This is a genomic window from Pseudogulbenkiania sp. MAI-1 (assembly GCF_000527175.1).
In the GTDB taxonomy this organism is placed as follows: Bacteria; Pseudomonadota; Gammaproteobacteria; order Burkholderiales; family Chromobacteriaceae; genus Pseudogulbenkiania.
This window is the reverse complement of record NZ_AZUR01000001.1, coordinates 2144406-2164413: the sequence shown is the minus strand read 5'-3', so window position 1 is coordinate 2164413 and position 20008 is coordinate 2144406. Positions and strand designations below refer to the sequence as shown.

18 protein-coding genes are annotated in these 20008 nt (G+C 63.3%); 9 read left to right on the top strand and 9 right to left on the bottom strand.

Annotated elements, in window-relative coordinates; genetic code table 11:
* Positions 1-6: 6 nt before the first annotated feature.
* On the bottom strand, positions 7-186 hold the full coding sequence (locus PSEMAI1_RS21755; protein ID WP_156943115.1) for a hypothetical protein: 180 nt from the start codon (positions 184-186) through the stop codon (positions 7-9).
* Here PSEMAI1_RS21755 and PSEMAI1_RS0110140 point away from each other — a divergent pair.
* Entirely contained in the window at positions 176-931 is a 756-nt protein-coding gene (locus tag PSEMAI1_RS0110140; protein WP_232219884.1) for an EAL domain-containing protein, read from the top strand. The genes PSEMAI1_RS21755 and PSEMAI1_RS0110140 overlap by 11 nt on opposite strands.
* A 155-nt stretch (positions 932-1086) precedes the next feature.
* On the opposite strand, the gene rmuC is transcribed toward PSEMAI1_RS0110140, so the two are convergent.
* From rmuC to tyrS, 4 genes are all read right to left on the bottom strand, one after another.
* The gene (gene rmuC, locus PSEMAI1_RS0110135) at positions 1087-2682 is read right to left on the bottom strand and encodes a DNA recombination protein RmuC (RefSeq protein ID WP_024302765.1); all 1596 of its coding nucleotides are present in this window, start codon (positions 2680-2682) and stop codon (positions 1087-1089) included.
* Positions 2683-2982: 300 nt separating this feature from the next.
* Entirely contained in the window at positions 2983-4689 is a 1707-nt protein-coding gene (gene recJ, locus PSEMAI1_RS0110130) for a single-stranded-DNA-specific exonuclease RecJ (protein WP_024302764.1), read from the bottom strand.
* Positions 4686-5708: a hypothetical protein gene (locus PSEMAI1_RS0110125; RefSeq protein WP_024302763.1), complete on the bottom strand. Its 1023-nt coding sequence runs from the start codon at positions 5706-5708 to the stop codon at positions 4686-4688. Before PSEMAI1_RS0110125 ends, recJ begins: the two co-directional genes overlap by 4 nt.
* A gap of 101 nt (positions 5709-5809) precedes the next feature.
* A complete protein-coding gene (tyrS, locus tag PSEMAI1_RS0110120) occupies positions 5810-7030 on the bottom strand; it encodes a tyrosine--tRNA ligase (RefSeq protein ID WP_024302762.1) in 1221 nt (406 codons plus the stop codon).
* A 243-nt stretch (positions 7031-7273) separates the two neighbouring features.
* Here tyrS and PSEMAI1_RS0110115 point away from each other — a divergent pair, with 243 nt between their 5' ends.
* The 5 genes from PSEMAI1_RS0110115 (at position 7274) to PSEMAI1_RS0110095 (ending at position 14732) form a co-directional block, all read left to right on the top strand.
* Positions 7274-8611 carry a peptidoglycan DD-metalloendopeptidase family protein gene (locus PSEMAI1_RS0110115; protein WP_024302761.1) on the top strand — a complete coding sequence of 446 codons (1338 nt, stop codon included), beginning with the start codon at positions 7274-7276 and terminating at the stop codon, positions 8609-8611.
* Positions 8611-9708 (top strand): anhydro-N-acetylmuramic acid kinase, encoded by a 1098-nt coding sequence (locus tag PSEMAI1_RS0110110; protein WP_024302760.1) that lies wholly within the window; start codon positions 8611-8613, stop codon positions 9706-9708. The genes PSEMAI1_RS0110115 and PSEMAI1_RS0110110 overlap by 1 nt, the downstream gene beginning before the upstream one ends.
* A 138-nt stretch (positions 9709-9846) precedes the next feature.
* Positions 9847-12147, top strand: a complete 2301-nt coding sequence (locus PSEMAI1_RS0110105; protein WP_024302759.1) for a DNA translocase FtsK — start codon at positions 9847-9849, stop codon at positions 12145-12147.
* Positions 12148-12241: 94 nt separating this feature from the next.
* Complete coding sequence (gene hemH / locus PSEMAI1_RS0110100; protein WP_024302758.1) at positions 12242-13330, top strand: ferrochelatase; 1089 nt, start codon at positions 12242-12244, stop codon at positions 13328-13330.
* 172 nt (positions 13331-13502) lie between these two features.
* The gene (locus PSEMAI1_RS0110095) at positions 13503-14732 is read left to right on the top strand and encodes a branched-chain amino acid ABC transporter substrate-binding protein (RefSeq protein WP_024302757.1); all 1230 of its coding nucleotides are present in this window, start codon (positions 13503-13505) and stop codon (positions 14730-14732) included.
* A 150-nt stretch (positions 14733-14882) separates the two neighbouring features.
* Here the strand turns inward: PSEMAI1_RS0110095 and PSEMAI1_RS0110090 are convergent, their stop codons facing one another.
* The 4 genes from PSEMAI1_RS0110090 to PSEMAI1_RS0110075 all read right to left on the bottom strand — a co-directional run bounded on the left by PSEMAI1_RS0110090 (position 14883) and on the right by PSEMAI1_RS0110075 (position 17788).
* Positions 14883-15536: a peroxiredoxin gene (locus PSEMAI1_RS0110090; RefSeq protein ID WP_024302756.1), complete on the bottom strand. Its 654-nt coding sequence runs from the start codon at positions 15534-15536 to the stop codon at positions 14883-14885.
* A 312-nt stretch (positions 15537-15848) separates the two neighbouring features.
* Positions 15849-16661 (bottom strand): crotonase/enoyl-CoA hydratase family protein, encoded by an 813-nt coding sequence (locus PSEMAI1_RS0110085; RefSeq protein ID WP_024302755.1) that lies wholly within the window; start codon positions 16659-16661, stop codon positions 15849-15851.
* Between the two features lie 11 nt (positions 16662-16672).
* Positions 16673-17170 carry a DUF4442 domain-containing protein gene (locus PSEMAI1_RS0110080; RefSeq protein ID WP_024302754.1) on the bottom strand — a complete coding sequence of 166 codons (498 nt, stop codon included), beginning with the start codon at positions 17168-17170 and terminating at the stop codon, positions 16673-16675.
* Between the two features lie 33 nt (positions 17171-17203).
* Entirely contained in the window at positions 17204-17788 is a 585-nt protein-coding gene (locus PSEMAI1_RS0110075; RefSeq protein ID WP_024302753.1) for a TetR/AcrR family transcriptional regulator, read from the bottom strand.
* A gap of 110 nt (positions 17789-17898) precedes the next feature.
* On the opposite strand from PSEMAI1_RS0110075, the gene dapF reads away from it, so the two are divergent.
* From dapF to PSEMAI1_RS0110060, 3 genes are all read left to right on the top strand, one after another.
* Positions 17899-18729, top strand: a complete 831-nt coding sequence (gene dapF, locus PSEMAI1_RS0110070) for a diaminopimelate epimerase (protein ID WP_024302752.1) — start codon at positions 17899-17901, stop codon at positions 18727-18729.
* Positions 18730-18766: 37 nt separating this feature from the next.
* Positions 18767-19411, top strand: coding sequence for a DUF484 family protein (locus tag PSEMAI1_RS0110065; protein WP_024302751.1), 645 nt, complete (start codon positions 18767-18769; stop codon positions 19409-19411).
* A 125-nt stretch (positions 19412-19536) separates the two neighbouring features.
* A complete protein-coding gene (locus PSEMAI1_RS0110060; RefSeq protein WP_232219883.1) occupies positions 19537-19977 on the top strand; it encodes a hypothetical protein in 441 nt (146 codons plus the stop codon).
* Positions 19978-20008: the final 31 nt, after the last annotated feature.

The window sequence follows — 20008 nt, the reverse complement described above, 5'->3', positions numbered from 1 at the left end:
CTTGTCTCATGGGGGGGGCGAACTTTCATCCTCGTCGGGCTGGGCGGTTGTTTTAACCATAGCCGCCGGCGCGCCGCTCTCAAGCAGGAAAAGCCGGGTGCTGCCGGGATAGCGGCAAGGATTGTCGAGATTTCTGCCATGAATCGCGATAAAATCGCCGGCAAGAAGATCAATAATGATTATCAATATGATTTCGTGTCAGCCCAATCCTGCCCGTCTGCCTGTCGATGTCCTGCTGGATATGATAGAAAACCAGCGCATTGGCACCGAATATCAGGTCCTGGTCGATACCGTCTCACGTGAGACGGTGGGCCATGAGGCGCTGGCCCGGTTCTATCGGCGCGATGGCGTAGCCTTGCCTCCGCAGCGGGTGTTCGACGCGCTGCACCACTCTCCCTTTACGCTGTTCCAGGTCGAACTGTTAGCCAAGCGCTTTCAGATTGCTGCCGCGCCGCCAGGTGGGCTGCTGTTCCTGAACGTCGACCCGGATGCCTTCATGCAGCCGGTCAGCGACGAGTACCGGCATCCGATGCTGGCGCTGTTCGAGTCGCCGCAACGGCTGGTGGTGGAAATCATCGAGAACTCCAGCGTGCAAGAGGCACACCTGAGTCAACGATTGGCGGAAATACTGAAGGCGCATGGCGTTCGTCTCGCGCTGGACGATATCGGTGGGCCGGAATCGATGTTGTCGCTGACGTTGCTGGGCGGGGTCGACTATTTCAAGTTCGACCGCTCCTGGCTGGGGCGACGTGGTGACCCGGCCGGGATGCGGCTGCTCAAGGCGCTGCTGGGTTATGCGCGCGAGCTGGGCAAGCAGTGTGTGCTGGAGGGGGTGGAAACGGAGCAAGACCTCGAGCTGGCGCGCGAGTTCGAGGTCGATCTGGTACAGGGATTCCTGTTTCGCGAGCGCTTCCGGCTGGTGCGGGCCTGACGCCGGCTTGAAGCCTGTTTCAGTTGGCGAGTGAGCCAAGACAGGTTGAGTGCCGCCAGCGCACAGGAACCGGAATGTACACAAAGTAGCATGAGGATTCCGCGCACTGCCAGCACTCAAGATGTGAAGGCGCAGCCGCCTGATGAAACGGGCTCTTACTCCTCCTCGTCTTCGTCACCGGACTCCAGCGCCAGGTGCGAGGCGAGCTGCTTGTTGGACTTGATGCCCAGCTTGCGCAGCTTCTCCGCGCTGGTGATCAGATTGCCGCGGCCGCTCTGCAGCTTCTTCATCGCATCGCCGAAGGTGTCGCGGGTGGTGTCGAGCTGCTTGCCGAGCTTTTCCATGCTGTCGACGAAGCCGACGAACTTGTCGTACATCGCGCCGCTCTGCCGGGCGATTTCCTGCGCGTTCTGGTTCTGGTATTCGTAGCGCCAGATGCTGGCGACGGTGCGCAGTGTGGCCAAGAGCGTGCTCGGGCCGACGATCATGATCCGCCGCTCGAACGCCTCGTTGAACAGGCTCATGTCGTGCTGCACCGCCAGCAAATAGGCCGGTTCGACCGGCACGAACATGAACACGAAGTCCAGCGTGTTGAGTTTGTACAGATCCTGGTAGCGCTTCTCGGACAGTGTGCGGATGTGGGAGCGGATGGCGGCGATGTGCGCCTTCAGCTCGGCCTCGCGCAGCACGTCGTCGCCGGCGGCGGTGTAGCGCACGTAGGCGTTCAGCGAGACCTTGGAGTCGACCACCAGCTGCTTGCCTTCCGGCAGGTCGATCACCACGTCCGGCTGGTAGCGGCGGTTGCTGCCGTCCTCGGTCTCGACGGTATCGGACACCTGCACGCGGTACTCGCGGTCCTTGTGCAGGCCGGAGGTTTCCAGCACCTTTTCCAGCACCATCTCGCCCCAGGTGCCCTGCGCCTTGCTGTTGGCGCCGGTCAGCGCGTTGGTCAGCGCCACGGCGTCGTGGTTGAGACGGGTGTTGAGTTCCTGCAGCCGGCGCAGTTCCTGCTCCAATGTCAGGCGTTCTTTCGAATCCTTGTCGTAGGTGTCCTGCACCAGCTTGCCGAAGTTCTGGATGCGCTCGTGCAGCGGGGTCAGCAGCGTGCCGAGGTTTTCCTTGTTCTGCTCGGTGAAGCGGCGCGATTTCTCTTCGAGAATCTCGCTCGCCAGCGCCTTGAACTGGTTGGACAGCGCTTCCTTGGCCTCGTCGAGCAGCGCCAGTTTCTCGCGCGTCTGCTGACGCTCCTTGTCGAGCGTGGTGACCAGCTCCTGCGCGCGCGCGGTCAGCCGGGTGATGTCTTCAGCCAGCCGGGATGCCTGTTCGCGTTCCTTGACGACCTGTAATTGCAGCGCCTCCAGCTGCCGCCCCTGCTCTTCGCGTGCCGCCAGCTGGCTGGCGGTGCTGCGCAGTTCGCGCATCAACTGCTCGATGGTTCGCTCGCGCTCGCTCAGTACCTGCTCCAGCTCCGGCACCCGCTGGGCTCTCGTAGCGAACCCGGCAATGCGCTGCTGGCTGTCGGTCAGCTGCTGGCGTGCTTCGGCCAGAGTGGCGGCGAGCTCGCGTTCACGGGTTTTCAGCTCGTCGACCTGCATCTGGCAGGCTTTCAGCTGGGCGCCGAGCGCCGCGTTGTCGGCCAGTCCTTCGCCGCGGCCGCGTTGGTATTCGGTCTGGGCGCGCGATTTCTGTATCGACCACAGCGCCGCGCCGCCGACGAGCAGGCCAAGCAGTAGTCCGAAGATGATTTCCATTTTTTATCAGGGCCTTGTCGCGATAAATTCAAAAACGGGTCGAGCTATAAAAATTTTGCCGAGCACGATGAAATTGATATTCATCAGTCACTTATCGTGCATCCTTAAGCCGAATTCCAGATTCTGCGCCTGAGTGTGATCGACACTTTACTGGGGGCCCATCTGGGCGAGCTGTTTTCCACGTAAAAATAATGGCTTATGCGCATTACTTCCAGTTGAATGGGAACTCTTTCTGATTTGCTGTTTTGCCTGATTCTCTTTTTTCTTCAAAGGCTTGCATGCCGATTTTCAACCTGAATGTCAGGCGCCCTGCCCGGCCGTCGCCAGCTGCCAGTGATCGAGGTAAATCTGCAATTCCTTGCGGTTCTGCCATTCGTTGGCGACGACCTGGTACACCGCCTCGATCTCGTCCGGCAGCCAATCGACCTGGTTGAAACGCATCGCGTCGAACTCCTGCCCGTCCTTGAGCAGCCGCAGCTTGAGGTGCTTGTCGCCGACGATACGCTGGCTCAGCACGCGGAAACGGTCGCAGAAGGTCGGCGGTGGGAAGCCCTGCCCCCATACCTGCGCGGCCAGTTCCTCGGCAAAGCCCAGGTGCAGTTCACGAGGGCTGAGGCTGCCGTCGGTCTCCAGCGTGCGTGTGAGCTGTTGCGCGCTCATCCACTCGCGCGCCACGGTTTCGAAGGCCTGGCAGAACGCGGCGAAATCGGCTTCCGCGATGGTCAGGCCGGCCGCCATGGCGTGGCCGCCGAACTTGCGTAGCAAGCCGGGATGTCGCTTGGACACCAGGTCGAGCGCGTCGCGCAGGTGGAAGCCGGGAATCGAGCGGCCGGAGCCCTTGATCTCGCCCTCGTCACCCGGCGCGAACACGATGGATGGCCGGTGGAAGCGTTCCTTCAGGCGCGAGGCGACGATGCCGACCACGCCCTGGTGCCAATCGTCACGGTACAGGGACAATGTGTAGCGCTCGGCCGGATCGATGCTGGAGAGCACCGCCAGCGCCTCGTCCTGCATGCCGTGCTCGATCTGGCGCCGTTCGCGGTTCAGCGCGTCGAGCTCCTGCGCCAGCTTCAGCGCCTGGCTCTCGGTGGTGGCCAGCAGACAGGCGATGCCGAGGCTCATGTCGTCGAGCCGGCCGGCGGCGTTCAGGCGCGGGCCGAGCGTGAAGCCGAGGTCGAAGGTGTTGGCCTTGTAGGCCATCCGTCCGGCAACGCGGAACAGTGCGGCGATGCCCGGCGCCATGCGCCCGGCACGCATGCGGCGCAGGCCGTTCTCGACCAGGATGCGGTTGTTCTGGTCGAGCCGTACCACATCGGCCACGGTGCCGAGCGCGACGTAATCGAGCAACTCGCCGAGGTTGGGCTCCGGCTTGTCGCTAAATACCCCGCGTGCACGCATCTCGGCACGCAGCGCCATCAGCACGTAGAACATCACGCCGACGCCGGCCAGGTTCTTGGACGGGAACGGGCAGCCGGGCTGGTTGGGGTTGACGATCAGCGCGTCCGGCAGCGTGTCGCCCGGCAGGTGGTGGTCGGTCACCAGAACCTCGATGCCGCGCGCTTTGGCGGCTTCCACCCCAGCCACGCTGGCGATGCCGTTGTCGACGGTGACGATGATGTCGGGTCGGTGTTGCGCCGCCAGTTCGACGATCTCCGGCGTCAGGCCGTAGCCGTACTCGAAGCGGTTGGGCACGATGAAGTCGACGATGGCGCCGTGCGCCGCCAGTCCCTTCATCGCCACGCTGCAGGCGGTGGCGCCGTCGGCGTCGTAGTCGGCCACGATCAGCAGGCGCTCGCTCCGGGCGATGGCATCGGCCAGCCGGCTCGCCATGGCGTCGATGTTCTTGAGCTGCTGGAACGGCAGCAGCGCCTTCAGGCTGCAGTCGAGTTCGGCGTGAGTGGTGATGCCGCGGGCGGCGAACAAGCGAGCCATCAGCGGGCTGATGCCTTGCGCCTGCAGCGCGGCGTGGTGGTCGGGCGGGACGGGGCGGGTCTGGATGCGAGTCATTCGGCGGGATAGAGCGAAGTGAGCGGACGCGCGCGGCGCCAGAATTTCCATAGGTCGGAGCGGGTCACGTTGGCCGAGAAACCAGCCGGGCCGTGCGTCAGCAAGGTCAGTTCGCTGATGCGGCCGGACTTGAGCGCGGCCAGTAGCGGCGAGAACCAGTCGGCTTCCAACTGGGTAATGGCGTCACGCCAGCCCCAGGCGTCGCGGTACTGTGCTGGCGCCAGCAGCCGGTCGAGGTGCACCAGCGTGGTACCGCCCCCTTCCAGCGCCTCGCTCAGCCCGGAGAAGGCAAACGGCACGTCGCTGGTCTCCTGCCCTGCCTGTCGCGCCAGCCCCTGCCAGGTGGCATCGTCGCTGAACAGCCGGTCGGCGCGCATGCGCGGCGTCACTGCGGTGTCGTCCTCGCCCCACAGCCAGACGCTGTTGACGCTGACCTCACCCTGCGCCTCGCGCTGGTCGTTGACCGGGTGGGTGTAGAGCAGCATCTGCATCTCGTTGAGCCAGCGGCTCCAGGTCAGCCCATTGGCGCCACCGGGCAGGTGCTCGTTGATGTTCTCACCGACCGCGTCCATCAGCGGGGTAAAGCTGGCGCCGCTGGCGTCACGCAGCCTGACGTACCAGCGCCCCGGCTGTGGCGCGAAGAAGGTCATGCCGTCCTCGGCAAAATGCCGGTTCAGGCTCTCGACCAGGGCGTCGGCCTCGTGCTGGGCCAGGTTCATCACACCGACGTCGGCCAGCAGCGCGCGGTCACGGTCGACGCGCACGTGCACCGGGTCGGCGATCAGCCAATGGCCGGCGGCGGCGTCGAGGCCATCGGCGAGCGCATCCTGGCGCGCCGGAGCGAGACGTGTGAGGCCAAAGCTCTGGGCGGTCAGTTCTGACAGCGTGGGAGGCGCGGTGCCGATGCAGGCGCGGCCGAGCAAGGTCGCCAGTGCCGGCAGCGACAGGCCCTTGAGCACCTCGGCGCCGTCGTGGGCGTCCAGCCAGCTCAGGCCGGGAACGATCAGGGTCAGTTTCATCGAGTGGAATCCGGGTGGGAACGACGACGCCGCGCGGAGGCGCGGCGTCGATGGTGGCGGGTTGGTCGAAACCTTCGTCCAGCCCGTTTACGTCACGCGGCTCAGGCCAGCGTCACGCGGGCAAACTTCCTCTTCCCCACCTGCAGCACCACGGTCACGCCGCGGTCCAGCTGCAGGGCCTTGTCTTCCACCTTTTCGCCGTCGATCTTGACCCCGCCTTGCTGGATCATGCGCAGCGCTTCCGAGGTGGAGGCCACCAGCTGGGCTTCCTTCAGCACGTTGCCGATCGCCATCGCCGTGCCGTCGATGGTCACAGTGATTTCCGGCAGGTCGTCCGGGATGGCGTTCTTCTGGAAGCGCGCCTCGAAATCGGCCAGCGCATCGATCGCCGCCTGCTCGCTATGGAAACGGGCTACCAGTTCCTGCGCCAGCAACACCTTGATGTCGCGCGGGTTGCGGCCCTCGGCCACTTCCTGCTTGAACTGGGCGATCTCGGCCAGCGGGCGGAACGAGACCAGCTCGTAGTAGCGCCACATCAGCGTGTCGGAAATCGACATCACCTTGCCGAAGATCTCGTTGGCCGGCTCGGCGATGCCGATGTAGTTGCCGAGCGACTTAGACATCTTGTTGACGCCGTCCAGGCCCTCCAGCAGCGGCATCATGATCACGCACTGCGGTTTCTGGCCGTGCTGTTGCTGCAGGGTGCGGCCCATCAGCAGGTTGAATTTCTGGTCGGTGCCGCCCAGCTCGATGTCGGCCTGCATCGCCACCGAGTCGTAGCCCTGCATCAGCGGGTACATGAACTCGTGGATGGCGATCGGCTGGTTGCCGTGGAAGCGCTTGTGGAAGTCGTCGCGCTCCAGCATGCGCGCCACGGTCGAGCCGGCCGCCAGGCGCAGCATGCCGGCGGCACCCAGCTCGGAGAGCCACTTGGAGTTGAAGCAGATCTCGGTCTTGGCCGGATCGAGGATCTTGTATACCTGCTCGGCGTAGGTCTTGGCGTTGATCTGTATCTGTTCCGGCGTCAGCGGAGGGCGGGTGGTGTTCTTTCCGGACGGGTCACCGATCATGCCGGTGAAGTCGCCGATCAGGAACATGATCTGGTGGCCCAGGTCCTGCAGCTGGCGCATCTTGGTCAGCACCACGGTGTGGCCCAGGTGCAGGTCGGGAGCGGTCGGATCGAAACCGGCCTTGACGCGAAGCGGGCGGTTCTCCTTCAGTTTCTCGATCAGTTCCGCTTCGATCAGCATCTCTTCAGCGCCGCGCTTGATGACGGCGAGTGCGTCTTCGATGGAAATGTCCGGACGTGCAACGGTGGTCATTCGGTGGTCCTTGTTACCTGTAAATTCCGTCGGTTTCTCCGTCGGGGAAGTGCGATATGTCCCTGTTTTATCTGGAGAATAGGGTTCACCCGACGGGTGGCATCTGTTAGTATGCGCGCTTTGCCCCGGAACTCATTGTGCTCGCCGGGGGACCAAGGCGAGGTCGGCCTGCACGGCCCTTCTCATTGGCATACCGATTTACGCAAGGCAGGAAGCGCTTCCTGCCCAGACTCTTAGAGAACAATGGATTATCGCAAACTGCTCAAATTACCGCAAAGCTGCGTGCGCCGCCTGATGAATCACCACCTGAGCTGGCTCGGCCTCGCCGCCTCGCTGCCCTTGTTCGGCGTGGTGACGGCGTTTGCCGTGGCGGGCAATGGCGATCAGCCCGAACCGCCGCGCATTGACGTCGAGACCGTCACCCAGCGGTTGGCCCTACCGGTCTACACCTCCAGCATTAGCACCACGCCGTACTGGCGCGACGAACAGGTCCAGCGCGGCGACACGCTGGGACGCCTGCTCAACCGCCTCGGCATCGGCGACGGGGAGGCGCAGCGCTTCCTCAACTCCAGTCCGCTGTCGAAGAACCTGCTCAAGCTCCAGGCTGGTCAGACTCTGTCGGTGCAAACCAACGATGCCGGGGAACTGTTCGGCCTGCGCTTCCTGAATGACGACGAGAACGGCGAGATGGTGATGGTGGCCATAGAGAAGGCCAATGGCGAATGGCGCGCCAGTGCCGACCCGCTGGAAACCCAGGCCATTCAGACCATGCGCTCGGTCAGCATCGACTCCGGCAGCGTCACGGCGGCGTTGTCGCGTGCCGGGGTGCCATCGGAGATACGCGCCCAGCTGAACGAGATCTTCGCCGACCGTTTCGAGCTCTCCAGCCTGAAACCGGGCGATCGCATCAACCTGGTGTTCGAAAGCCTGCTGTTCAACGGTTCGCCGATCGCCAACGGCAACCTGCTGGCGGCGGAGATCGAGCACGCCGGCCAGAACTATCGCGCCTACTACTTCGCTCACGATAGCGAATCCGGCGCCTACTACGACGAAAACGGCAACCCGATCAAGAAAGGCTTCAGCCAGCAGCCCGTCGCCGGCGCGCGCATCAGCTCCGGCTACGGCATGCGCTACCACCCGGTGCTGCACTCGCTGCGCATGCACAAGGGGGTGGACTACGCCGCCGTCACCGGCACGCCGATCATCGCCCCGGCCGATGGCGTGATCGCCACCGCCGAGATGCAGAGCGGCTACGGCAACGTCGTGGTTATCCGCCACAACGCGAAAATGTCCACGCTGTACGGCCACATGAGCCGCTTCGCGCCGGGCATGCGCGCCGGCAAGAGCGTCAAGGCCGGTGAACTGATCGGCTACGTCGGCAGCACCGGCCGCTCCACCGGCCCGCACCTGCATTTCGAGGTGCGCATCAACGACGAGGCCGTCGACCCCTCCACCGCGGCGCTGCCGACCCCTGGCCTGTCCGCCCAGCAGCGCTTGGCGTTCCGCCAAACCAGCGTTAAGCTTGCGGGCAACCTCAAGCTTCTGCGAGAGCTGCCGGTAACGGTGGCCCAACTGGACTGATGACTGAACGCTATATTGGCCTGATGTCGGGCACCAGCCTCGACGGCGTCGACGCGGTGCTCGCCACCTTCGACGATGACGGCCACTGCAACGTGACCGTCGATTTCTTCGTTCCCTACCCCGCTGTGGTGCGCGATGCGGTGCTGGCCTTGCAGCCGGCCGACGGCAACGAGCTGGATCGCGCGGCTCGGTTGGGCAATACCCTGACCGGGCTATACACCGAGGCGGTGCGTGGCGTGCTGGATACGGCCGGCCTGAGCCCCGCCGACATCACCGCCATCGGCTGCCACGGTCAGACCATTCGCCACGCCCCGCAAGCCGGTTACACGCTGCAGATCGGCAATCTGGCCGGTCTGGCCGAAGCCACCGGCATCGACGTCTGCGGTGATTTCCGCAGCCGCGACATTGCCGCTGGCGGGCACGGCGCTCCGCTGGTGCCGGCCTTCCACGAGGCCCTGTTCGCTCACCCGGAACAGGCGCACGCCATCGTCAATATCGGCGGCATCAGCAACCTGACCCGGCTCGACCCGGAACAACCCGTCATCGGTTTCGACTGCGGCCCCGGCAACATGCTGATGGATGCCTGGTGCCATCGCCATACCGGTGCCCGCTTCGATCAGAGCGGCAGCTGGGCCGCCTCCGGCAAGGTTGACCCTGCCTTGCTGGAGATTCTGCTGGCTGAGCCGTTCTTTGCCGAGGAGCCACCGAAGAGCACGGGCCGCGACCTGTTCGACCTTGCCTGGCTGGATGTCCGGCTGGCCAGCTTCACGCTGCCGCCGGCCGACGTCCAGGCCACTTTGCTCGAACTGACCGTCGCCAGCATTGCCGACGCCATCGAACGGTGGGCCACGTCAGCGCGCACGGTCTACGTCTGCGGCGGCGGGGCCATGAACGATCGCCTGATGGCACGGCTGGCCGAAGCCCTGCCTGATCGTCAGCTTGCCACCACCGACGTGCTCGGTCTGCCGGCGCACCAAGTCGAAGCCGCCGCCTTTGCCTGGCTGGCGCGTCAGCTGATCCATCGCGAACCGGGCAACCTCCCGGCCGTGACCGGTGCGCGCGGCCCGCGCGTACTGGGGGCGATCTATCCGCGTTGATGCCCGGCAAGCCCTGGTGAGCAGTGCGCCTCACCGGGGCCCGCCCTCTCCGCTCCTCTTCCTGGCTGTTCACCACAATACGAATCCGTGCCGGCTCGGGCTATAATCTTCGACTGTCATCGCCTTATCAGAGAAAAAATGCGACTTTTCAAACGAAAGGCCGTCGTCAAGAACAATCCGACCCCGCTTCCTCCCCGTCTCGTCAGCTTGCTGCGAGAGGCTTGGTGGCTGTTGATGGCGGTGGCTGCGGTCTACCTCGTTCTCATCCTCGCCAGCTACTCGCCCCTGGACCCTTCCTGGTCGCACAGTTCGCCTGACCCCTCGGTGCGCAACTACGGCGGGGCCTTTGGCGCCTGGGTTTCCGACCTGATGCTCTACCTGTTCGGCCTGTCTGCCTGGTGGGTGGTGGCCTTCTGCCTGGTAGCCATCAGCTGGGGTTACAAACGAATCGAAACGCTGGGGCTGCGCCTCAACCCGATGACGGTCGCCGCCATTGCCGGCTTCTTCCTGTTGCTGCTGGCCAGTGCCGGCCTGGAAGGCTTGTTTCTGGCCGATAAGGCGCTCAAGCTGCCACTGGCTGCCGGCGGCATGCTGGGCCATTTCCTCTCCAAGACCACGGCTCACGCCTTTGGTACCTCTGGCGCCACGCTGTTGCTGTCGGTGAGCGGAGCCATCGGCCTGTCCTTGTTTACCGGCCTCTCCTGGCTCGACCTGATGGAGCGGGTCGGCGGGGCCGTCGAAGATACCGCGCTCAAGGCTTGGCACGCCTGGCAGGCACGGCGAGATCGCGAAATCGGCCGAGAGGTGGCGCAACAGCGCGAAACCAAGGTCAACAGCGAAAAGAAAAAAGCCGAAGACAAACCGCCGGTGCGCATCGAGCCGCCGGTGCTGGAAGTGCCGGTCTCCCCCAAGGCGCAGAAACCGGTGCAGCAATCACTGTTCTCGGCTCCAGGCGACGACGAGTTGCCGGGGCTGGCCTTGTTGGAGCCGCCCAAGGAGCAGGCTGAGTCGGTGTCACAGGAAACCGTCGAGTACACCTCGCGCCTGATCGAGCGCAAGCTGGCCGACTTTGGCGTGGAGGTGAAGGTCATCGCCGCCTACCCCGGTCCGGTGATCACGCGCTACGAAATCGAGCCCGCCGTGGGGGTCAAGGGCGCGCAGATCGTCAACTTGATGAAGGACTTGGCGCGCGCCCTGTCGCTGGTGTCGATCCGCGTGGTGGAAACCATCCCCGGCAAGACCTATATGGGCTTGGAACTGCCCAATCCGAAACGCCAGATCGTGCGCCTGTCCGAGATCATCGGTTCGGAAACCTACCAGAACCTCACCTCGCGCCTGACCATGGCGCTGGGTAAGGATATCGCCGGTCAGCCGGTGTCGGCCGATCTCGCCAAGATGCCGCACGTACTGGTGGCCGGCACCACCGGCTCGGGCAAGTCGGTCGCCATCAACGCCATGATCCTGTCGCTGTTGTACAAGGCCACGCCGCGCGAGGTGCGCCTGATCATGGTCGACCCGAAGATGCTCGAACTGTCGATCTACGAGGGCATCCCCCATCTGTTGGCGCCGGTGGTGACCGACATGAAACAGGCGGCCAACGCGCTCAACTGGTGCGTGGCCGAAATGGAAAAGCGCTACAAGCTGATGTCCAAGCTCGGCGTGCGCAATCTCGCCGGCTACAACCAGAAGATCAAGGATGCCGACAAGGCCGGGCAGAAGATCCCGAACCCGTTCTCGCTGACGCCGGAAACCCCCGAGCCACTGGAGACGCTGCCGCTGATCGTCGTCGTCATCGACGAGTTGGCCGACCTGATGATGGTGGCCGGCAAGAAGATCGAAGAATTGATCGCTCGTCTCGCGCAGAAGGCGCGTGCCGCCGGCATCCACCTGATCCTGGCCACCCAGCGCCCGTCGGTGGACGTGATCACCGGCCTGATCAAGGCCAATATCCCGACTCGCATCGCCTTCCAGGTTTCGAGCAAGATCGACTCGCGCACCATCCTCGACCAAATGGGGGCCGAGGCGCTGCTGGGTCAGGGCGATATGCTGTACCTGCCGCCGGGCACCGGTTATCCGCTGCGGGTGCACGGCGCTTTCGTTGCCGACGACGAAGTGCATCAGGTGGTGGAATACCTCAAGACCACCGGTGAGCCCGATTACATCGAGGGCATCCTCAGCGGCCAGGCCGAAGGCGACGATGGTGGCGGGTTCGATGCGACCGGCGGCGGCGAAGGCGGCGAAGCCGATGCCCTCTACGACGAGGCCGTGGCCATCGTCCTGAAAACCCGCAAGGCGTCGATTTCCTCGGTGCAGCGCCACCTGCGTATCGGCTACAACCGTGCCGCGCGCCTCATCGAGCAGATGGAAAGCGCCGGGCTGGTCTCGCCGATGGAAACCAACGGCAACCGCTCCGTGCTGGCCCCTGCCCGAGACGATTGATCCGTCCCCTGCCCGATGGCAGCCGGTGAGGCCGACTGCCGTTTCCCGATCCAAGCGTTTTGCGGCCTCCCCCGCACCCCATTAAGGACGCCCCATGTCCCGTTACCTCAAAGAACCGGCCTTCCAGCACGACTACACCCCCAAGACGGGGGTCTTGCTGATCAATTTGGGCACACCCGACGCCCCCACCGGCAAAGCGTTGCGGCCGTATCTCAAGCAATTCTTGTCCGACCCGCGCGTGGTCGAAATACCCCGTGCCCTGTGGTGGCTGATCCTCAACGGCATCATCTTGAACACCCGCCCGCGCAAATCGGCGGAAAAATACGCCTCGATCTGGGGCAAGGACGGCTCCCCCCTCCTCACCCACACCCAGAAACAGGCCAAGCTGCTGCGCGGCTACCTGGGGGAGCGCGGACATCAGCATCTCGTTGTCGACTTTGCCATGCGTTACGGCTCGCCATCGGTGGAACAGGTGATCACCAACATGCGCAGTCAGGGTGTGGAGCGCCTGCTGGTCGTGCCGCTCTACCCCCAGTACGCGGCCTCGTCCAGCGCCACCGCCTTGGACGACGTGTTCCGTACCCTGATGAGGCTACGCAACATGCCCGAGCTGCGTACGGTGCGGCATTTTCACGACGATCCCGGCTATATCCTGGCGTTGGCCGAACAAGTCCGGACGCACTGGCAACAGCATGGCCGCGCCGACAAGCTGGTCATGAGCTTTCATGGTGTGCCCCGCTTCACCCTGGACAAGGGCGACCCTTACCACTGCGAATGCCAGAAAACCGGCCGCTTGCTGGCCGAAGCGCTGGACCTCTCCAAGGATCAGTACGTCGTGAGTTTTCAGAGCCGCTTCGGCCGGGCCGAATGGCTGAAGCCCTACACCGCCGAGGTGTTGGCCCAGTTGGGGAAAAGCCGTACCTCTCGAGTCGACGTGATCTGCCCCGGGTTCGTCGCCGACTGTCTGGAAACGCTGGAGGAAATGGCGATGGAGGGCAAGGAGACCTTCCTTACCCACGGCGGAGGCGAATATCGCTACATCGCCTGCCTTAACGACAGTCCGCTGTGGATCGCGGCGCTGGCCGATCTCGTCGAGAAAAACCTCGCCGGCTGGGCGCCACTTACCTCCGAATTGCCCGAACAACGGCTGCAGCGCGCCAGGAGTATTGGTGCAACAAGGTAACAGCCCGGAAGTCCTCTTTGAAAATTTGTGAATTTTGTGGCGGTCAGTTCGTTGACACGGTCAAGGGGCCTGCGCATAATCGTTCGCAACTGGGGGCTATTCCAAAAGAATAGCTACGCCAGTAGACATTAGATCGCTAAATCTACATAGATAAGATCAGGGGAAATCAAACATGAACAATTATGCTCGTCTGAGCCTCATCGCTGCTGCTGCCCTCACGCTGGTTGCCTGCGGCAAGCAAGAACAAGCAGCCGAAGGCGGCGCTTCCGCACCGCAAGCCGAAGCTGGCGGCGAAGCCGTCGTGAAAATCGGCCAGGTTTCTCCGATGACCGGCCCGATCTCGCATCTGGGCAAAGACAACGAATTTGGTGCGCTGCTGGCTGTCGAGGACCTCAACGCCGAAGGCGTCGAAATCGGTGGCAAGAAGGTCAAGTTCGAACTGGTTTCCGAGGATGACCAGGGCGATCCGAAAATCGGTACCCAGGTTGCTCAGCGCCTGGTTGACGCCGGTGTCGTCGGCGTCGTGGGCCACCTGAACTCCGGCACCACCATCCCGGCTTCCAAGATCTACTCCGATGCCGGCATCCCGCAGATTTCCCCGTCCGCCACCAACCCGGACTACACCAAGCAAGGCTTCAAGACCACCTTCCGCGTGATCGCCAACGACGTGCAGCAGGGTACCGCCCTGGGTCAATTCGCGGTTGAAGGCCTGAAAGCCAAGAAAGTTGCCATCATCGACGACCGTACCGCCTACGGCCAGGGTCTGGCCGACGAGTTCGAGAAAGCCGTCAAGGGCAAGGGCGCCAGCGTGGTGAAGCGCGAGTTCACCACCAACACCGCCACCGACTTCAACGCCATTCTGACCTCCATCAAGGCTACCCAGCCGGACGTGGTGTTCTACGGCGGCATGGACGCCCAAGCTGGCCCGCTGGCCAAGCAGATGAAGCGCCTGGGCATCAAGGCCAAGCTGATGGGCGGTGACGGCTGGCAGACTCCGGAATTCGTCAAGCTGGCTGGTGACGCCTCCGAAGGCCAGTATGCTTCCAGCTGCGGCGTGCCGCGCGACAAGATGCCGGGCTTCGCCGAGTTCGATAAGAAGTTCAAGGCCAAGTTCAACACCGAAGTGCAGATCTACGCTCCGTACGAGTACGATGCCGTTCGCGTGCTGGTCGACTCCATGAAGCGTGCCGGTTCGACCGATCCGAAGAAATACCTGGCTGAAGTCGGCAAGACCGACTACACCGGCGTGACCGGCAAGATCGCCTTCGACGACAAGGGCGACATCAAGAACGGTGCCGTGACCGTTTACCAGGTCAAGAACGGCAAGTGGGAAGTGGTTTCCACCGTTGGTGGCGAACCGGTTGCCGCCGCTGCTGCTCCGGCTGCCAGCGCTGCCCAGTAAGTCATCCCCTGCAAGCTAAAACGGCGCCTTTCGGCGCCGTTTTTCTTTTGAATACCCTCGAGTGGGAAATTCCGGTTGTGTCAGGGTTCCTGCCGCAGAAACTCCATGAAAAGGGGCCTTGCGGCCCCCTGTCGTGAGCTTGCCATGACATCACTTCGGCTGTGCCACGGTCCGTAAATAGGGTTTCAGCGTCTTGAAGCCCTGAGGGTATTTCTGCCGTGCTTCTTCGTCGGAGACCGATGTCGGGATGATGACGTCGTCGCCCGGCCGCCAGTTCACCGGTGTCGCGACGGTATGCTTGGCGTTCAGTTGCAGCGAATCGAGCAGGCGCAGCACTTCGTCGAAATTGCGGCCGGCGCTCATCGGATAGACCAGCATCGCCTTTACCTTCTTGTCCGGACCGATCATGAACACCGAACGCACCGTGGCATTGTCGACGGCGGTACGCGGACCAGGGCTGGCATTCGGGTGGATCATGTCATACAGCTTGGCGACGTGCAGGTCGGCGTCACCGATCAAGGGATAATTGACCGCGTGGCCCTGGGTTTCTGCGATGTCGCCGACCCAGGCCTTGTGGTCGCTGACCGGGTCGATGCTGAGGCCGATGATCTTGGTGTTGCGCTTGTCGAATTCCGGCTTGAGCTTGGCCATGTAGCCGAGTTCGGTGGTGCAGACCGGGGTGAAGTCCTTCGGATGCGAGAACAGGATGGCCCAACTGTCGCCTATCCACTCGTGAAAGCGGATGGTCCCTTCGGTCGTTTCGGCGGTGAAATCGGGTGCTTCATCGCCAATGCGGATTGCCATGTTCAACCTCCTTGCCTGTGTGGGCTGTTGCCAGCGTGATGGTGGTGGGTATGCGCAGCCCTGTCTTTCTCCGGAAGAGAGTGCAGTGGCTGTCCCAAGTGGAAGTACAGTATAGATAGTGCAGCGCGGCCTGCCGGGTCCTCTTTGCCCTCTGCGGGCTGTCTGGGCTCGACGCCAAGGAGTTGCCGTAAACCCGCGCCGTTACCAGGTTTGAGCAGGAGAACCCAAACCTGGCAACGACGGGGCTTACGAAGGATGTGGCCAGAATGGCCCTGGTTTAGGTGAGGACGGCTTGCATGCCGCCTTGGACGCTCAGTTGTCGAAGACGGGTGGCTGGCCGTTCATGCCGGCGATGGCGGCGCGCTGAATGTCGTCAGAGAGCAGCATGGCCGCGTTCCAGGTGGCGACATAGTTCAAGCCGTCGGCCACCGAGTGGTCGCGGCTGAAGTTCATCACTTCCTTGGTGCCGCGGATGGCCAATGGGGATTTCTCTGCGATCTGTCGAGCCAGGGCAAACGCTTCGTTCAGCAGAGCGGCCTGATCCGGCAAGACCCGATTGACCAGCCGGATATCCCGGGCCTCCTGGGCCTTCAGTTCCCGCCCCGTCATGGCCATTTCTCTTGCCATGCCCTCGCCCACTACGGTGGGCAGACGCTGCAGGGTGCCGACGTCCGCCACGATGCCGATGTCGACTTCCTTGACGCCGAACACGGCGTCGGCGGAGGCTAGGCGGATGTCGGCCGCCAAGGCAATATCCAGCCCGCCACCCAGGCAGGCGCCGTGAATCGCGGCGATGACCGGTTTGCGGCAGCGCTCGAGGCTCGTCACGGACGCTTGCAGGCGCAGGATCAACGTTCTGAGCTTCTCCCGTTTGCGGGCTTCGCAGCGGTCCTGTATCGCCTGCTGCACGCCCAGTAGCATGGTCAGATCGATGCCGGAGCAGAAATGCCGCCCTTCCCCGGAAAGGATGACGGCCCTGACGGCGGGCTCGGCATCGCACCATTCCATGGCGTCGGCGAGCTCCCGCCACATGGCTTCGTTCAGGGCATTGGCTTTGTCCGGGCGGTTGAAGCGGACGTGCGCGACGTGTCCGTCGACGGACACGGCCAAGGTGTCAAAATCCATGTCGCCTCTCCTCAGTCCCGTTTCTTGGGCACCCAGGCCCAGATCATTTCGCAGCGGATGGGGGATTCGCCGGATTCGTCCGTCACCACCACCTCGACCGCGACATCACCCTTGTCTTCCTCGTGCATGCGGCTGATCTGGTGCGGCGTGAGCGTGGCGGTGGCCTTCATGCTGCCCTGGGCGCGCTTGAGGTAGTCGACATGCATCGACTTGAGCAGCATCAGCTTGCTGTCCGGCACGTTCATGCCGACCACGAAACCGCTGGCCGTTTCGGCCAGCAGCGCCATTGCCGCCGCGTGCACTCCCTTGATGTGGTTCTGCACCTTGCGGCGATTCTGCAGCGAGACGGTCAGCCGTTCGTGACCGACCGCCTCGAAACACAGGCCGGCGGTTCCCAGGAACGGAACCAGCCGGCCGAACAGGCGGGTCAAGACGAAGCTGCGTAGCCCCTCGGGAAGCCGGGCCGCCTTGTCGGCGATCCGGCTCATGCTGTTTTTCTTGTAGTCCATCGTTTTCCTCGTGTTGGCGGCAGGGGTCTGCCGTTATGGTTTTTCGACCTTCAGGAGGTCGCGTATTTGTTGTTTGATGACGTCGAGTATGCCGGCGTCGATTCGAGCCAGCTGCAGTCCGCCTTGCAGCGCGGCGAACATGAGCTCGCCCATGGCGTCGGGAGAGCCCTGGTAGGCCATGACCCCCTCTTCCCGGCCGCGCCGGGCGATGGTTTTCGCCCAGTCACGCATCTCCGTGATGAAGGCGCTGGCCTCCTGCTGGATTTCCTCCGGCAGGGTGTGGAATTCGGTGGTGAGGATGCCGCTCGGGCAGATTTGCTCGTCCTGGTGGAAATAGGCGTCGGTCAGCTCGAAATAGCGCTCGAGTTGCTGCAACGGGTCGAGGGCGGAATGGGCTTCCATGAAGCGGCCGAAGCGGCGCCGGTAGCGCTGCACCAGAGCGACACCGAGGTCGGTCTTGCGCGGGAAGTGGTAATGGATGGCCGCGTTGCGTACGCCCAGGGCGCTGCTGATGTGCTGATAGCTAAAGGCGTTGAATCCGCGCGTCAGCAGCAGCTGTTCGGCGATGTCCAGGATACGTTTTTGGGTGTCTTTGGAGGTGTTGGATACAGGCTTCATGAAACCACTCTACTTACTGGTTAGTAAGGTGTCAATGCCGCATCCCGACAAGCCCGGGGATGCGGTATGATGCTTTTATTTCGGCAACCCGGACCACCGGACCTGTAACAATGAAACTGAAATTCAGCAAGATGCACGGCTTGGGCAATGACTTCATGGTGATCGATGGCGTGCGGCAACATGTCGACCTGACGCCGGAAAAAATCAGGGAGTTGGGGCATCGCCAGTTCGGCATCGGGTTCGATCAGCTGTTGCTGGTCGAGCCATCCAATTCCAGCGAAAACGACTTCCGCTACCGCATCTTCAACAGCGACGGTGGCGAGGTGGAACAGTGCGGCAACGGGGCGCGCTGCTTTGCCCGTTTCGTGGCCGACCAGGGGCTGAGCACCAAAGAGGCCATCCGGGTGGAAACCGCCAAAGGGGTGATCGTTCCCCATCTGCTGGCGGACGGCACGGTGACGGTAGACATGGGCGTGCCCCGCTTCCGCCCAGCCGAGATTCCCTTCGTCGCCGAGGAAGAGGCTTTGATTTATCCGCTGCTCGTGGGCGAGCGCCAGTGCGATATTTCGGTCGTGTCGATGGGCAACCCGCATGCCGTCCAGGTTGTCGATGATGTCGACAGCTTCCCGGTGGCGGAACTCGGGCCGACGATCGAGTCGCACCCGCGCTTTCCCGAGCGGATCAACGCCGGTTTCATGCAGATCGTGTCACGCGATGAAATCCGCCTGCGTGTCTACGAGCGCGGCGCGGGTGAAACCCTGGCGTGCGGCACTGGCGCTTGTGCGGCCGTGGTGGCAGGTATCCGGCGCGGCTTGCTCGATCATACCGTCAAGGTGCATACCCGCGGCGGCGACCTCAGCATCCACTGGGAAGGTCCGGGCCAGCCGGTGATGATGACCGGCCCGGCCGTTACGGTCTTTACCGGCGAAATCTCCCTTTAATTCCCGACTCCTGCCAGAAAAAAAAGAGGATGTGTCGATGCTGACGGATCAGGTGCTGAGTTTTCTCGATGACAACCCGGATTTCCTGCTGCAACACGCCAGCCGTTTCGGCCTTCAGCCCATCCAGCCGACGTCGATCGTGCCGCTGGCCGAGCGCCAGATCCTGGATCTGAGGGATAAGAACCGCCAGATGGAGAACCGTCTGAGTCAGCTGATTCAACATGCCGAAAACAATGATCTCATCATTCGTCGGACTCATCAGCTGGCGCTGGCGCTCTCCCGCGCGCACGATCTGCAAAGCTTGGCCGAGGGGCTGACGCAAAGCTTCCAGCAGGATTTCGGACTCGAGCGCTGTGCGTTACGGCTGTGGCATCCGGCTGCCGCCGCGCTGCCGCAAATCTACAACGGCCGGCAGGCGGTCAAACGGCTGGCCGGCAACCTGACCGGCCCGAGCTGTGGTCCGTATGCCAACGACCAAGTGCTGAGCTGGTTTCCGGCCGAGCCGACCCTGGAATCCTTTGCCATGATCCCGCTGAAAAACGGCACGGGTGAGGCATTCGGACTGGTGGTCCTGGCCAGCGACGACCCGCGGCGCTTTACCGCGGACATGCAGACGCATTATCTGGCCCAGATCGGGGAACTGATCAACGCCACGCTTGAACGCCTCCTGCCCGGCGCATGACGGACGGCCAGCTGGCGACGGCCCTCTTCCTCCCGCTGGGCAGTTATATCCTGCACGCCCTGTGGCGGGTAATTCGCAGCGGTAGCGTTTCTGCGTTGGCGGCAGTCTGCGCGGGCTATCTGATCATGGCGATTGTGAGCAAGGCAGCGCTGCCGACGCTGGAGAATGTGGCGCTATGGCTGCCGCTGTTGTACCCCTACGGCTGGATGGCGGTGTCGGGGCTGCTCTGGTCGGTCAGTACGGTGCGGCTGGGCCGGGTGCGATCCGATGCTCCGGACCGACAGGCCGTGCTGGCGGCCTACTTCCACGCCCAACTCGCCCTGCATGTCGGCGTCGTATTGCTGTTGCTGTCGATGCCGTGGCAGGCGTGGTGGCTCTATCTGTTCTTTCCGCCCGTGATGGCCGGCATCGGCTACCTGTGGTACCTGGCCATGCTGTGGCATCAGCGGCAGCGCGGGCAGGATGCCTTCCTCCGCCGGTGCTCGGCCGTGCTGGCCTGGCTGGTGCCGCTCTCTGTACTTGCCGTCACCGCGCGCTTGACCCCGCTGCTGTTGACCCTGTTTTGAATGGCGGGAAGAATCGCCCCCCGCCTGGCGA